7 protein-coding genes and 2 pseudogenes are annotated in these 14,561 nt (G+C 59.9%); 5 read left to right on the top strand and 4 right to left on the bottom strand.

All coding sequences use genetic code 11. The features are described from left to right. Nucleotides 1–144: 144 nt before the first annotated feature. From BLT55_RS34925 to BLT55_RS34915, 3 genes and pseudogenes are all read left to right on the top strand, one after another. A complete protein-coding gene (locus BLT55_RS34925; RefSeq protein ID WP_375233520.1) occupies nt 145–471 on the top strand; it encodes a methyl-accepting chemotaxis protein in 327 nt (108 codons plus the stop codon). Then, nucleotides 407–958 (top strand): annotated as a pseudogene (locus BLT55_RS34920) (methyl-accepting chemotaxis protein); the annotation flags it as partial. The gene BLT55_RS34925 and the pseudogene BLT55_RS34920, both read left to right, overlap by 65 nt. Nucleotides 959–973: 15 nt before the next feature. Further along, nucleotides 974–2,086, top strand: a pseudogene (locus tag BLT55_RS34915) (methyl-accepting chemotaxis protein); the annotation flags it as partial. A gap of 441 nt (nt 2,087–2,527) precedes the next feature. Here the strand turns inward: BLT55_RS34915 and mdoH are convergent. The 4 genes from mdoH to pip form a co-directional block, all read right to left on the bottom strand. Then, a complete protein-coding gene (gene mdoH / locus BLT55_RS23770; RefSeq protein WP_055000380.1) occupies nt 2,528–5,110 on the bottom strand; it encodes a glucans biosynthesis glucosyltransferase MdoH in 2,583 nt (860 codons plus the stop codon). Then, nucleotides 5,103–7,046 (bottom strand): glucan biosynthesis protein G, encoded by a 1,944-nt coding sequence (locus BLT55_RS23765; protein WP_279615943.1) that lies wholly within the window; start codon nt 7,044–7,046, stop codon nt 5,103–5,105. Before BLT55_RS23765 ends, mdoH begins: the two co-directional genes overlap by 8 nt. Before the next feature lie 258 nt (nt 7,047–7,304). Further along, a complete protein-coding gene (dtd, locus tag BLT55_RS23760) occupies nt 7,305–7,742 on the bottom strand; it encodes a D-aminoacyl-tRNA deacylase (RefSeq protein WP_007252843.1) in 438 nt (145 codons plus the stop codon). A gap of 42 nt (nt 7,743–7,784) precedes the next feature. Then, nucleotides 7,785–8,756 (bottom strand): prolyl aminopeptidase, encoded by a 972-nt coding sequence (gene pip / locus BLT55_RS23755; protein WP_007252844.1) that lies wholly within the window; start codon nt 8,754–8,756, stop codon nt 7,785–7,787. A gap of 279 nt (nt 8,757–9,035) precedes the next feature. On the opposite strand from pip, the gene BLT55_RS23750 reads away from it, so the two are divergent. Both BLT55_RS23750 and BLT55_RS23745 read left to right on the top strand, forming a co-directional pair. Further along, nucleotides 9,036–11,486: a glycogen/starch/alpha-glucan phosphorylase gene (locus tag BLT55_RS23750; RefSeq protein WP_007252845.1), complete on the top strand. Its 2,451-nt coding sequence runs from the start codon at nt 9,036–9,038 to the stop codon at nt 11,484–11,486. Between the two features lie 251 nt (nt 11,487–11,737). Continuing rightward, entirely contained in the window at nt 11,738–14,542 is a 2,805-nt protein-coding gene (locus BLT55_RS23745; RefSeq protein WP_055000382.1) for a DUF2339 domain-containing protein, read from the top strand. The last annotated feature ends 19 nt before the right edge of the window (nt 14,543–14,561 follow it).

The following is a 14,561-nucleotide window of genomic DNA, read 5'->3' as shown; positions in this document are numbered from 1 at the left end:
TGACGCCCGTCACCCCTCGTTTCTTCTCGGAAATCTCCTACGACCTTCTCAGGTCACACAATGGATCGTCATGCCGATGCGCTCACAACGCACGTCCTGACTCATACGGGGCCTGCTTTTGTTCGCTCACTGCAGGAGATTCCAATGTTCCGACTGATCAATCACGCGCTCGGCAACATGAACGTCAGATTCAAACTGTCCCTGGGTTTTGGCCTGGTGCTGTTACTGACGCTGATCATCACACTCACCGGCTGGCATGGCCTGTACACCATGATTGACCGCTCCGAGTCGCTTTCGGACGTCGCTCAGCTCACCAGCCTTACCAAAGACCTACGCGCCGACAGGATCACTGATCGGGTGCAAAAAACCCCGGAGACGACAGCGCAGGTGATAAAAATTCAACGAAATGAAAACCCACCTGACATCGCTGCACCGGCTGAGCACGGAGCAGGCAACCATCACCCTGCTTAATGGGCAGCTTCAGGCGGTGAGCGAACTGGAGAAATCCTTCGCCGACGTTCGCAGCAATCGGCAAACCCGCGACAAGATACGTCAGCGCCTGGATCAAAATTCAGAGCAAGCCTTGCAGGCGGTCGCGCAGGTCGAAACCGAAGTGCTCAAGAGCGTGAGCCAGGAGCAGGACAGCAGCGAGCGCATGGAAGAATTCACCAATATTTCGCAACTGAGGCAGCAGATTCAGGTCGCGCGTTATCAGGTACAGGCTTACACCTTTACCACCAAAGATGCAGATGAAACCGCCGCCATTACCGCCATCGACGAAGCGCTCAAGGAGGTCGAGCAGATCGCTCAAAACCAGGGTAACGATCCGCTTCAAGGGCTGATACCCGCTACCGAGGCGCTTAAAGGTTATCGGGACAGCCTGAGCGAGTTCAAACAGATACAGACCAAGGCCGAGGCGGATCAGGAGTCCATGGAAAGCCTTGGTGAAAAGCTGCTGGAATCTGTGGCCGCGCTGACCCTGCTGCAAACCGCGCAACGTGACAGCGAAGCGGCAAACTCCAGAACGATGCTGACCAGTGTGGCCGGCCTGGCATTGCTGATCGGATTGCTGGCGGCCTGGGTCATGACCCGACAAATCACTGTCCCGCTGCAACAAACCCTGATTGCCGCAGCACGTATTGCTCAGGGCGACCTGAGCCGCGATATGTCGGTAGAGCGTCGTGACGAGATGGGTCAGTTGCAGCGCAGTATGCAGACCATGACCGTCAGCCTGCGCGAGTTGATAGGTGGCATCAGTGATGGCGTCACGCAGATTGCCAGTGCAGCCGAGCAGCTTTCGGCCGTCACTGAACAAACCTGTTCAGGGGTCAATAGCCAGAAGGACGAGACGGATCTGGTGGCAACCGCCATGAATGAAATGGCCGCAACCGTGCAAGAGGTGGCGCGCAGTGCACAGGAGGCATCCCAGGCGGCTGTTCAGGCAGACCAACAGGCGCGCAGCGGCGATGAAGTGGTCGGACGCGCAATTACGCAGATCGAGCAGTTGGCGCGTGAAATGGCTAACTCCACCCAATCCATGAATCAGCTCAAGCAGGAAAGCGGCAAGATCGTCGGCGTTCTTGACGTGATCAAGTCGGTTTCACAGCAAACCAACCTGTTGGCGCTGAATGCGGCCATTGAGGCAGCCCGAGCGGGTGAAGCCGGGCGCGGGTTTGCGGTGGTGGCCGATGAGGTGCGCGGGCTGGCACAGCGAACCCAGAAATCCACAGAGGAAATCGAGGATCTGATCGCCGCGCTACAAACCGGCACCCAGCAGGTCGCCAGCACCCTGGACAGCAGCCGTAGCCTGACCGACAGCACGGTCGAACTGAGCCGTCGCGCGGGCAGTGCACTGGAGGACATTACCCGCACGGTGGCGACTATTCAGCACATGAACGAACAGATCGCCACCGCCAGCGAAGAACAAAGCGTGGTCGCCGAGCAGATCAACCGCAACGTCATCAGCGTACGCGACATCTCCGATCAGACCGCCGCCGCCAGCGAACAAACCGCAGCATCCAGCGTCGAACTGGCCCGACTGGGCTCACATTTACAGGGGCTGGTGGGGAAATTCAAGGTGAGTTGATGGATCTGCGATGCAAGGATTCCCAAGCTGGAGCGCTTGGCGTTATACACCCGCCCGCTTTTGATTCTGCTTAACGGGCGTAGACAAGTTCGCTCCTACCCCTCGGAAAGAAGTCTGCTTTTGATTCTGCCCAAGTGGGAGCGGACTTGTCCGCGAAGGGGCCGGTACATCCGCTAAAAATGTATCGTCAGGAATGAAGCCTTCGCGAACAAGTTCGCTCCCACAAGGGGTTGCGTTCAGCCTGCCGATGCAGTTTTGGGGCCGCATCAACTGCCGGCTTCTGTCCGAAGGGCGTGGGAGCGGACTTGTCCGCGAAGGGGCCGGTAACGTAACTGTGGGAGCGTTGCCCGGTCCGCTCCCACAAAAAACCTTTTCTCGGCACACACCCAATAAAAAGCCCCTGAAGCAATGCTTCAGGGGCTTTTGCGCTGCCGGGTGGTTTTAGACCAGGACCGGCTCCGGTGCTTTTACAGCAGGTTGCAAAGGCAGCAACGGCGCATGTGGATCAGCTTCGATGGAAGCTCTCCACGCGGCCAGCCACTCTTCGTGACCTTCGCTCCAGACGCGCTCGTGCAGGCGGCCAAGGGCAACCGGGTCGCTCAACAGCATCAGGCGTTCCTGATTATCGAGTTTTTCCGGACCGACCTTGAGCGCATGATCGACGCGTTCCATGCGCACCACTTCAATCGGCTGAGCCTGACGGTGACGCGAGGTTGCCAGAGCGCACGCCAGCGCATTCTGACGAGGATCGACCACCGCCCGAATGAAACCGTGTTTCAGCGCGTGCCAACGGTTCTCGTGGGTGTACTGATCGGTGGAGATCAGCTCTTGCGGTGGCTCGAACTCTTCAGGAATCAGGAAGAATTTCTCGTCACGCGCCTTGAGGCCCAAACCGGTACGGCTGGAAATCACCGACACCGGAATCGACAGCATCAGCGACACCACGATTGGCGCCAGCCACCACAGGAAGCTCGGGTTCAGCCAGAACACCAGCAGTGCCCAGCACGCGCCCAGCAATGTTTGCGGACCATGACGCTTGACCGCTTCGATCCACGGCGTGGAGTCATCGTCGCGTTGCGGCGAATTCCAGGTCGCAGCCCAGCCCAGGAAGGCAGCCAGTACGAAACGGGTGTGGAACAGCATGCGCACCGGGGCCAGCAGCACCGAGAAGAGCATTTCCAGCAGCATCGAAACAGTGACCTTGAACTTGCCACCGAAGCCTTTCGCGCCCTTCGCCCAGATCAGAATGACGCTGAGCAGTTTAGGCAGGAACAGCAGAACGATGGTGGTCGAAAACAATGCAACGGCGCGTTCCGGGTGCCATTGGGGCCACAGCGGATACAACTGACGCGGCTCAAGAAAGTAGGTCGGTTCCATCAGGGTGTTCACCGCCAGCAGGGCTGTGGACAACACGAGGAAGAAGAACCACAACGGCGCCGACAGGTACGACATCACGCCAGTCAGGAACACCGCACGGTGAACCGGGTGCATGCCTTTGACCAGGAACAGGCGGAAGTTCATCAGGTTACCGTGGCACCAGCGACGGTCGCGCTTGAGTTCGTCCAGCAGGTTCGGCGGCAGCTCTTCGTAACTGCCCGGCAGATCGTAGGCAATCCACACGCCCCAGCCCGCACGGCGCATCAGCGCAGCTTCGACGAAGTCGTGAGACAGGATCGCACCGGCGAATGCACCTTTACCGGGCAGCGGCGCCAGGGCGCAGTGCTCGATGAACGGCTTCATACGGATGATCGCGTTGTGACCCCAGTAGTGGGATTCACCCAGCTGCCAGAAGTGCAGACCGGCGGTGAACAGCGGACCGTAGACGCGGGTCGCGAACTGCTGCATGCGGGCATACAACGTGTCCATGCCCGATGCGCGCGGCGCAGTCTGGATGATACCGGCGTCTGGCGTGGCTTCCATCAGACGAACCAGACTGGTCAGGCATTCACCGCTCATGACGCTGTCGGCATCCAGCACGACCATGTAGCGGTATTCGCTGCCCCAGCGACGGCAGAAGTCGTCGAGGTTGCCGCTTTTACGTTTGACGCGACGGCGACGGCGGCGATAGAAGATCTTGCCGAAGCCCTTGGTCTCGCGGCACACGTCCAGCCAGGCCTGTTGCTCGGCAACGGCGATGTCGGTTTCGTTGGTGTCGCTGAGCACGAAGAAATCGAAACGGTCCAGGTCACCCGTGGCCGCTACCGATTCGAACGTGGCGCGCAAACCGGCGAAAACCCGGGGTACGTCTTCGTTGCAGATCGGCATGACCAGCGCGGTACGTGCGCCCTTTTCGATCGGCTCGTTGCCGGCGCTGGCACCGGAGATGCGATATTTGTCGCGCCCGGTGAGCAGCTCCAGAAAGCCCATCAGCGCGGTCCAGAAACCGGCCGATACCCAGCAGAAGAGAATCCCGAACAGCAACAGGATGCTGGTCTGCAAGGCATAAGGCAGAACCTGCAAAGCGGTCTGCACGAAGGTCTGACGAGTGATTTCGTCCAGCGAAACCAGCGACCAGCCCTGATACGGCAGAATGCCTTTCATGTACGAGCCAGCCACAATCGTCTGACCCAGCATGAGGATCAGCAGAATATAGCGGCGGATCGAACCGACGGTACGCCAGCGAGCCTTCGGCAAATCCCGAGGCAGATCGCTGTGATCCGGCTTGGGCGGGTTTTTCTTGCCGGTCAGGCGACGCCAGCCGCGCACCAGAATGTTGGTGCGCCATGGCTCTGGCACAACCTTGGTCCGGTTGATCGGCGGCGTCGCCTTGAGGCGCAAACGCCCGCTCGCATCGACGTCGAGCATCTCGGCGTCCTGCAACTCGTCCGCTGTGGACAACAGCAGGCGACGGCCCACCGAAGCCTGAGCGGCCTCGGCCGGGTCGTTCAGCGGCTGTGCCGACAGGCGTTCATGCAACTCGGCGAAGGTCTTGCAGCCGGCAAGTTCTGCCCGCTGCTCGTCGCTCATCGGTAAATGCGCCAGGTACTCGTTCAGAGACACTGGCACCGGTAGAGAATTACTCATCGCTCGGCAACTGATAACTCCAGGTCTCGGTCATGACTTGCAACGTCTTGGCCGGTTCTGGATGGGTGGGCGCGGCCTCGGTTTCAGGCTGCTGGATCTCTTCACCGTCCTTGTCCTTGGCCACATCAGCCTTGGCAACATCACCCTTGGCTGCGTCGGCTTTGGCTGCATCAGCCTTGCTCGCTTCGGCTTTGGCGGTCTCGGACTTGGCGGCTTCAGACTTCGGCGCATCGGCCTTGGCAATTTCTACCTGGTCGTTAGCGGACTCCTTGCTGGCAGTCTCCTTGGTAGCAGCTTCCTTGACCGCAGTCGGCTTGGCGGCTTCCTTGGAAGCGGCTTTCTTGTCGTCAGCTTTATCAGCCACCAGCAGTGCAGGTTCCTTGCCCGGTTCGGCAGGGATTTCGCGCAGCAGGTAAGCGCTCATCTCGGTCGGCCTGCCAGCGTCCTTGACCTTGACCCGCAGGGTCAAGCGATAGCCTTTGGTGACCGGGTTGTAACGCAGGTTGTTTTCGACCAGCTCGACGTTGTCGTCGGTGGTCACTTGGCTACGAATGGTCTTGTCTTCCGGCAAGGCAGCCAATACCGGGCCGACGAAGTCGACGAGGAACGCGAGGCTGCCGTCCGGCTGACGCACCAGGTTGGACTGACGCACATCACCGATGGAGCGTTGAGTCTGCTTGACCCAGCCCAGATCCGGCGAGTGGATCGAGTTTTCCTGCATGGTCCAGTGCAGACGGTAATCGAAGTTCATCTGCTCGCCCGGAGCAGGCAGAGTGTCAGGCTTCCAGAACGCAACGATGTTGTCGTTGGTTTCGTCGGCAGTCGGAATCTCGACCAGATCGACAGTCCCTTTGCCCCAGTCGCCTTTTGGCTCGATCCAGGCACTTGGGCGCTTGTCGTAACGGTCATCGAGGTCTTCGTACTGGCTGAAGTCGCGGCCGCGTTGCAGCAGACCGAAACCACGCGGGTTCTCGACCGAGAAGCTGCTGACGGACAAATGTTTAGGGTTGTTCAGCGGACGCCACAGCCATTGGCCATTGGCTGCCTGAATCGACAGACCGCTGGAGTCGTGCAGTTCGCGGCGGAAGTTAGGCACGCGCGAAGGCTGGTTGGCACCGAACAGGAACATGCTGGTCAGTGGCGCCACACCCAGTTTGGTGACCTTGTCACGCAGGAACATGCGCGATTTGACGTCAACCAGGGTGTTGGTGCCGGGACGCAGGGTCAACTGGTACGCACCGGTGGCACGCGGCGAGTCGAGCAGCGCAAAGATCACCAGATGGTTGTCATCCGGGCCCGGCTTCTCGATCCAGAACTCCTTGAAGCGCGGAAATTCTTCGCCGGACGGCAGTGCAGTGTCGATTGCCAGACCGCGCGCGGACAGACCATAGACCTGACCCTTGCCGATCACGCGGAAGTAGCTCGCGCCCAGCATGGTCATGACTTCGTCCTGCTTGTCATCCTTGTTGATCGGATACAGGACACGGAAACCGGCATAACCCAGTTTCTCGGTGGATTTCGGATCGATCTTCAGATCGCCGAAATCGAACCGGTTCGCGTCGTATTTGATTTCGTCGACGCTGGTCGCGGTCACTTCGTTGATTTTGACCGGCGTGTCGAAGTGCATGCCCTGGTGGTAGAAAGACACTTTGAACGGCGTCTTTTCGCCCGCCCACTCGGCCTTGTCGTCACGGAAGCGGATCTTCTGATAGTCAGCGAATTTCATTTCGCGCAGTTCGTTCGGGAGATTGCTCCTCGGAGCCTCGAACTTCTGCCCGGCCATTTCTTTGGCCTTCGCCGTTACATCATCAAGATTGAACGCCCAGAGCTGGCCTGCACTGAACAGGCAGACAAGGGCAGAGCTTGCCAGAAGCGCACTGCGCAACCGCTTGACGGGTGTCTTTGGAGCATCACAGGGACTAACAATCACGAGCAACCCTCGCCGAAAACAGATGAAAAAACCAACGGCCAGCTATCAATGCCGGGTTGGCGAGCATTGTTCCGACTCCAAATGGGCTTAATGATTCCCCAACCGGCGTCAGAACCGCTTTTGTCATACCAAATGGACCAACCAGTGCCGATCCCCGTAGCGCGCGATTATCCAGTAGCTCGCGTTACAACGCATCAGGTATGACAAAGTATTTATTTCCTGAACGAACGTTGAATTCGCCGGGTGTAACGATGAAATCGTAGCTTATGTCTCAAACAGAAATGTCACAGGGCCATCATTTATCAGGTGCACCTGCATATCCGCACCAAACTGGCCCGCCGCCACGACCGGATGCGCGATTCTGGCGTGACTCAATAAATAATCGAACAGCTCAGCACCCAGCGCCGGAGCAGCGGCTTTCGAGAACCCTGCGCGCAACCCGCTTTTGGTGTCTGCAGCCAGCGTGAACTGCGAAACCAGCAGCAATCCGCCGTTCACGTCACGTAACGACAGGTTCATCTTGCCGTCGGCATCGCTGAACACCCGATAATTGAGCAGCTTGTGCAGCAACTTATCGGCACTGGCCCGGGTGTCTTGAGGCTCGATGCCCACCAATACCAGAACGCCCTGATCGATAGCGCCAACCACCTCTGTACCGACCTCGACGCGCGCACTGCGCACGCGCTGCAACAAACCTTTCATAAACACTTCCAGACTTGGTAAACAAACAAACCTGTAAAGCGATCAGGCTTCTTCGGGTGGCAAATCAAGAAGATTCTGAGCCACCTGCGCTGCGGCACGCACCAGCGCGTCGGCGATACCCGGCTCGGAGGCCGAGTGCCCCGCCTCGCGAATCACCTGCAATTCACTGCCGGGCCAGTTCTGGTGCAGCTCCCAGGCGTTATCCAGCGGGCAGATAACGTCGTAGCGACCGTGGACGATGATCGCCGGCAGATGGGCGATTTTCGGCATGTCGCGAATCAGCTGATTTTCTTCCAGAAACGCTTTGTTCATGAAGTAATGGCATTCGATGCGCGCGATGGACAGCGCCCGGTGCGGATCGGTGAAGCGGTCGACCACCTGCGGGTTGGGGCGCAAGGTTGCGCAACGGCCTTCCCAGGTCGACCAGGCCTTGGCGGCATGCATCTGGGCGATCTGGTCCGGGCCGGTGAGGCGCTTGTGGAAGGCGGACAAAATATCGTGGCGCTCATCGGCCGGGATCGGCGCGACGTAATCCTGCCAGTAATCCGGAAACAGGCGGCTGGCACCGGCTTGATAGAACCAGTCGATTTCCTGCTGACGGGCGAGAAACACGCCACGCAGAATCATGGCATGCACGCGATCCGGATGAGTCTGAGCGTAAGCCAGCGCCAGGGTCGAGCCCCACGAACCGCCGAACAGCACCCATTTTTCAATGCCCAGGTGCTCGCGAATCACTTCGAGGTCTTCGACCAGTTTCCAGGTGGTGTTGTTTTCCAGGCTGGCGTGCGGCGTCGAGCGGCCGCAACCGCGCTGGTCGAACGTGACGATGCGGTATAGATTCGGATCGAAATAGCAGCGGCTGTGCGCATCGCACCCGGAACCCGGACCGCCGTGGATAAACACCACCGGCAAACCTTCAGGCGAGCCGCTTTCGTCGACGTAAAGCACATGCGGTTGTTCCACGGCCAGATCGTGCCGGGCGTAGGGTTTGATCTGCGGGTACAAAGTCTGCATAAGTGCTCCATAAGTCCAGTCAAGAGGCTTCTGATGTCCTGCCGTCGGGCATCATAAACCCGAAACGAAGAATCAGCATGCTGCACGTCATTGATTAACATGGAACAATCAATGCAAGCGTTTTGCCAATTTGCCCGAATAGCGAACCAGAACAGTCAGGCTGGGTCGAAGCGTGAGTCGTAAACCGAATTATTTCTTTATTTACAGGAAATAACTGACGACACGCCTACAGTCTAAGAGTCCCATCCCCCATTCGTCAGACTACTTGAGGTTGTATCGATGTCTCAGGAACCACTTGTTCGTGACGCTGATGTGGCTGCTTTCCGCGCCGCTGTGCTCGCCAAACTCACCTATTCGGTGGGCAAGGACCCCGACCATGCGTTTGAGCATGACTGGTTTGAAGCGACCGCCCTTGCTGCCCGCGACCACATGGTCGAGCACTGGATGGATCACACGCGCCATATCTATCGCAAGGTCCAGAAGCGGGTTTACTACCTCTCGCTGGAATTCCTGATCGGCAGGCTGCTGTATGACAGCCTGAGCAACCTCGGTCTACTGGAGATCGCCCGCGAAGCCTTGACCGAACTGGGCGTGGACATCGAGCGCATTCGCCTGCTCGAGCCCGACGCGGCTCTGGGCAACGGCGGCCTGGGTCGCCTGGCAGCGTGCTTCATGGAAAGCATGTCGACCCTCGGCATTGCCGGTCACGGCTACGGGATTCGTTACGAGCACGGCCTGTTTCGTCAGGGCATCGTCGATGGCTGGCAGCAGGAGCAGACCGAAAACTGGCTGGACTTCGGCAACCCGTGGGAATTCGAGCGTCCGGAAGTGGTGTACTCCATCGGCTTCGGCGGCAGCGTCGATACCGTTCCGACCGAAACCGGTGAATCGCGTCAGGTCTGGCGTCCGGGCGAAACGGTGCGAGCCATTGCTTACGACACCCCCGTGGTGGGCTGGCGCGGCAAGAGCGTCAACACCTTGCGTCTTTGGCGTGCCCGCGCGGTAGAAGACCTGCACCTGGAACGCTTCAACGCGGGCGACCACTTTGGCGCCGTTGCCGAAGTGGTTCGTGCAGAAAGTATTTCCCGTGTGCTTTACCCGAACGACGCGACCGAGGCCGGACAAGAGCTGCGCCTGCGTCAGGAGTACTTCTTCGTTTCGGCATCGCTGCAGGATTTGCTGCGTCGCCACCTGAACCAGCACGCGACGCTGACCGATCTGGCCGAGCACGCGGCGATCCAGATGAACGACACGCACCCGTCGATTGCAGTGGCCGAGCTGATGCGTCAGTTGATCGACAACCACAATATTCCATGGGACACCGCCTGGAAAATCACCGTTGGCACCCTCGGTTACACCAACCACACGCTGCTGCCGGAAGCGCTGGAAACCTGGTCGGTCGGCCTGATGGAGCGCATGCTGCCGCGCCACATGCAGATCATCTACCTGATCAACGCGCAACATATCGATACGTTGCGCGCCAAAGGTGTCGACGACGTCAACGTGCTGCGTGCGGTGTCGCTGATCGAAGAAGACAACGGTCGTCGCGTGCGCATGGGCAACCTTGCGTTTCTCGGTTCGCACAGTGTCAACGGCGTTTCGGCGTTGCACACGCAACTGATGCGCAAGACCGTGTTCGCCGAGCTGCACAAGATCTACCCGGACCGGATCAACAACAAGACCAACGGCATTACCTTCCGCCGCTGGTTGTTCCAGGCCAACCCGAAGCTCACTGAAATGCTTGTCGAGGCGCTGGGTGAAGACGTGCTGGACAACGCCGAGACCCGTCTCAAAGAGCTTGAACCGTTTGCCGAACAGTCTTCGTTCCGCAAGCAGATGGCTGATCAGCGCTTGCACAGCAAACGCGCACTGGCCGCGATCATTCATGAACGTCTGGGGATTGCAGTCAATCCGGCAGCGATGTTCGACGTTCAGGTCAAACGTATCCACGAATACAAACGCCAGTTGCTGAACCTGTTTCACACCGTGGCGCTGTATCAGGCCATTCGTGCCGAGCCTGGTACCGACTGGGTACCGCGCGTGAAGATCTTCGCGGGCAAGGCGGCAGCCAGTTATCACTCGGCCAAGCTGATCATCAAGCTGACCAACGACATCGCGCGGACCGTGAACAGCGATCCGACGGTGCGTGGCTTGCTGAAAGTGGTGTTCATGCCCAACTACAACGTCAGCCTGGCGGAGAGCATCATCCCGGCCGCCGACCTTTCCGAGCAGATTTCCACGGCGGGCCTGGAAGCGTCGGGCACCAGCAACATGAAGTTCGGCCTCAATGGCGCGCTGACCATCGGTACGCTGGACGGTGCCAACGTGGAAATGAGCGAGCAGGTCGGGCTGGAGCACATGTTCATCTTCGGCATGACCTCGCAACAGGTCGAAGCCCGCAAGCAGGCCGGCGACTTCAGCGCCTATGCCGACGTGGCCGCATCGGGACGCCTGAACGACGTATTGCAGGCGATTCGTGGCGGGGTGTTCTCGCCGGATGATCCGAACCGTTATGTCGGGCTGGTCGATCAGTTGCTGGCGTACGACCGCTTCCTAGTCTGCGCTGACTTCGATTCGTACTGGGCCGCCCAGGCCAAGGTCGAAGAACGCTGGCACGATTCCAAGGAATGGTGGCGCTCGGCGGTCCTCAACACCGCACGCATGGGCTGGTTCTCCTCGGACCGAACCATTCGTGAATACGCGGGGGATATCTGGAAGGCGCTGGACTGACCCAGCGCTGAGCGTTATACGCAAGTCTTGCTCGCGAAGGCGGAGTAATTGATCAGCGAATCTTCATTGGCTGTACTGACCTCTTCGTGAGCAAGCTCACTCCCACTGGGGCCACAAGCGCTTCATGGGCTTGTCTTCGTCCTGCCAAAACCCTCATGTCTGCGGGCCATATAAAACATTACAAACGATGTCCGCCCGCCTCTATATACTGCCCACCATAAACCTTCACCCATCGAAAAGGATGTCGTCGCGTGCTCTGGATTTGTCTGGTGATGGGCGGTGCGTTGCTGGGCTACTCGTTGAGTTACGACGAGTGGACCGGTGTGCTGATTGGCGCGCTCATGGGCGGGGCAGTCTGGGCGGGCATTCGCATGCGCGTGCTGGGCAACCAGGCTGCTGACCAGTCGCGACAGCTGCTCGCTACCCGCAAAGACATCGACATCCTCCAGCAGCGCCTGAATGTGCTCGAAGGTCAGTCAGTGCCTGGCGTACCGCCTGCTCAGGACAACGCGCCGTTGCCGCTGGACGCCATCATTCTCGCCGCACCCACCGAAGGTCCCGAGTTGATCTGGGACTTGCCTGACGAAACGCCGCAATCCACACCGACAGTCGAGCCCGCAATACCGGCCCGTCAGCCATCACGCCCGCCACAGCCCAACCTGCTGGACAGCGCAATTACCCGCGCCAAAGACTGGTTGCTGGGCGGCAATACGGTCCTGCGGGTTGGCGTGGTCGTGCTGTTTCTCGGGCTGGCTTTTCTGCTGCGTTACGCCACCGAAGGCCTGGTCGTGCCGATTGAAGCACGCTATGCCGGGGTCGCCGCCAGTGCGCTGGCGTTGCTCGGGCTTGGGTGGTGGCTGCGGCTGCGCAACGGGCCTTACGCACTGATGCTGCAAGGCACCGGCATCGGCGTTTTGTACCTGACGGTATTTGCCGCGATGAAACTGCATGCGCTGCTGGACCCGGCATTGGGCTTTGCGCTGCTGGTCGCCGTCACTGCGTTCTCGGCCATTCTCGCGCTGACCCAGAACTCGCTGGCACTGGCCTGCGCAGGTGCACTCGGCGGGTTTGCGGCGCCGATTCTGGCCTCCACCGGGCAAGGCAGTCATGTTTCGCTGTTCAGTTATTTTGCCCTGCTCAACGTCGGCATCATTGCCATCGCCTGGTTCAAGGCCTGGCGTATCCTCAACCTGATCGGTTTCTTCGGCACGTTCGGCATCGGCTTTGCCTGGGGCCTCAGGGCCTATACGCCCGAGTTGTTCTGGAGCACTGAACCCTTCCTGATTCTGTTTTTCCTGATGTACCTGGCCATCGGCCTGCTGTTCGCTCGTCGCAAGTTACTGGAGATCACTGAAGCGCCAGCCGATGACACGCGCGAGACCATGCTGCGCTGGTCGGCGCGCCAAGGTGATTACGTCGACGGCACGCTGCTGTTCGGCACGCCGATCGTCGGTTTCGGCCTGCAATACGCGCTGGTCGAGCACCTTGAGTTTGGCGCCGCATTCAGTGCGCTCGCACTGGGCCTGATCTACATGGCGCTGGCGCGCTGGCTGACCACGCGCGCGCCCGGCCGAACTGTTTTGCTGATGGAAACCTGCCTGGCGCTGGGCGTGGTGTTTGCCACCCTGGCCATCCCGCTAGGCCTCGGTTCGCAGTGGACGACCAGTGCCTGGGCGGTGGAAGGCGCAGCGGTGTTCTGGCTGGGCTTGCGTCAGCAACGCAGACTGGCTCAGGTGTTCGGCCTGCTGTTGCAACTGGGGGCCAGCGCCATTCTGATCAGCGACAGCTCGACGCAGGCCTTTGCCAGCGACTACTGGACACCGATGATTCTGGCTGTCGCGGCGTTGATCAGCGCCTGGTGCGTGTTCCAATTCAACGCGATGACGCTGATGGCACCCAACCACGCCAGAGCAGTGCTGGTCATCTGGGGCGCGCTCTGGTGGATGGTGTCGCTGGTCAGCGCTGTAGATTTGTACGCGTCAGCGCGCTTCCAGACCGCAGCGCTGCTGATCGCACTCGCACTCAGCGTAGCGCTCTGGGCCGCACTCGCCAGGCGTTTGCGCTGGACAGACCTGGCCGCACTGTGCAGCGTACTCACGCCCGTCTGCGCACCACTGCTGCTGATCTCGCTCGACTGGCATGACAACCCGGCGGCCAGCGGCGGCTGGCTGGCCTGGAGCGCGGTGTTCATCGTGCATCTGCTGACCCTGCGCCATCTGGCGGAACTGCAATCGCTCCTTGCCAAACGAGTCGCCCACACTGCTGGCTGCCTGTTGTTGCTCTGTGTACTGGCGCTGGAGCTGCGTTTCAGCCTGCTGCAATTGTCCGAGTATTACAACGCCTGGCGCTGGCTGGGTTGGGCGATCCTGCCGAGCCTGTTCTTGCTGGCGATGAGTTCCGGCCGTGACTGGCCGTGGCCGGTGAGAGCCTGCCCCGAGGCCTATCATGTCGGCGCTGCGGCACCACTGGCGATCCTGATGCTGGCGTGGTTCTGGCTGGCGAACCTGTTCAGCGATGGCGCAGCCGCCCCGCTGCCTTATGTGCCGCTGCTCAACCCGCTGGAAATCGGCCTTTTGCTGGCGCTGGCCGGCGTGTGCCTGTGGATGCGCAAGTACCTGACGCACAAGCGCAATCACACTCTGTTGCTGGCAGGCGCATCGCTGTTCGCACTGGTCACGGCCATGGTCATGCGCACCGCCCATCATTGGGCCGATGTACCGTGGTCCAGCGAGGATCTGCTGGCGTCGATGCGCGTTCAGGCCGGGTTGTCGATCGTCTGGACGCTGATGGCGCTGGCCTTGATGATCGGCGGCCATGTGCGCGCCAACCGCGAGTTGTGGCTGGGCGGCGCAGCGTTGATCGGGGTGGTGGTGATCAAGCTGTTCTTCGTCGAACTGAGCAATCGCGGCGGCATGGAGCGCATCGTCTCGTTCATCGGCGTTGGCATTTTGCTACTGGTGGTGGGATATTTCGCACCCTTGCCGCCGAAACGTCCTGCGCATAACGTTGGCGCAGACCCAGGGCCCGGCCCGACTGCCGCGCCCTACACTCCATGAGGAAGCCGTTCTTGAGTCA

Origin of the sequence: Pseudomonas cannabina, assembly GCF_900100365.1 — a bacterium.
Taxonomy (GTDB): Bacteria; Pseudomonadota; Gammaproteobacteria; order Pseudomonadales; family Pseudomonadaceae; genus Aquipseudomonas; species Aquipseudomonas cannabina.
Note: the sequence above shows the minus strand (reverse complement) of the source record. Positions and strands in the feature narration are given on the sequence as shown.

Bases quoted from the DNA above. Each gene is read 5' to 3' on its own strand.
- BLT55_RS34925 (WP_375233520.1), top strand. From the start codon at position 145: ATGTTCCGACTGATCAATCACGCGCTCGGCAACATGAACGTCAGATTC.
- mdoH (WP_055000380.1), bottom strand. From the start codon at position 5,110: ATGAGTAATTCTCTACCGGTGCCAGTGTCTCTGAACGAGTACCTGGCG.
- dtd (WP_007252843.1), bottom strand. From the start codon at position 7,742: ATGAAAGGTTTGTTGCAGCGCGTGCGCAGTGCGCGCGTCGAGGTCGGT.
- pip (WP_007252844.1), bottom strand. From the start codon at position 8,756: ATGCAGACTTTGTACCCGCAGATCAAACCCTACGCCCGGCACGATCTG.
- BLT55_RS23750 (WP_007252845.1), top strand. From the start codon at position 9,036: ATGTCTCAGGAACCACTTGTTCGTGACGCTGATGTGGCTGCTTTCCGC.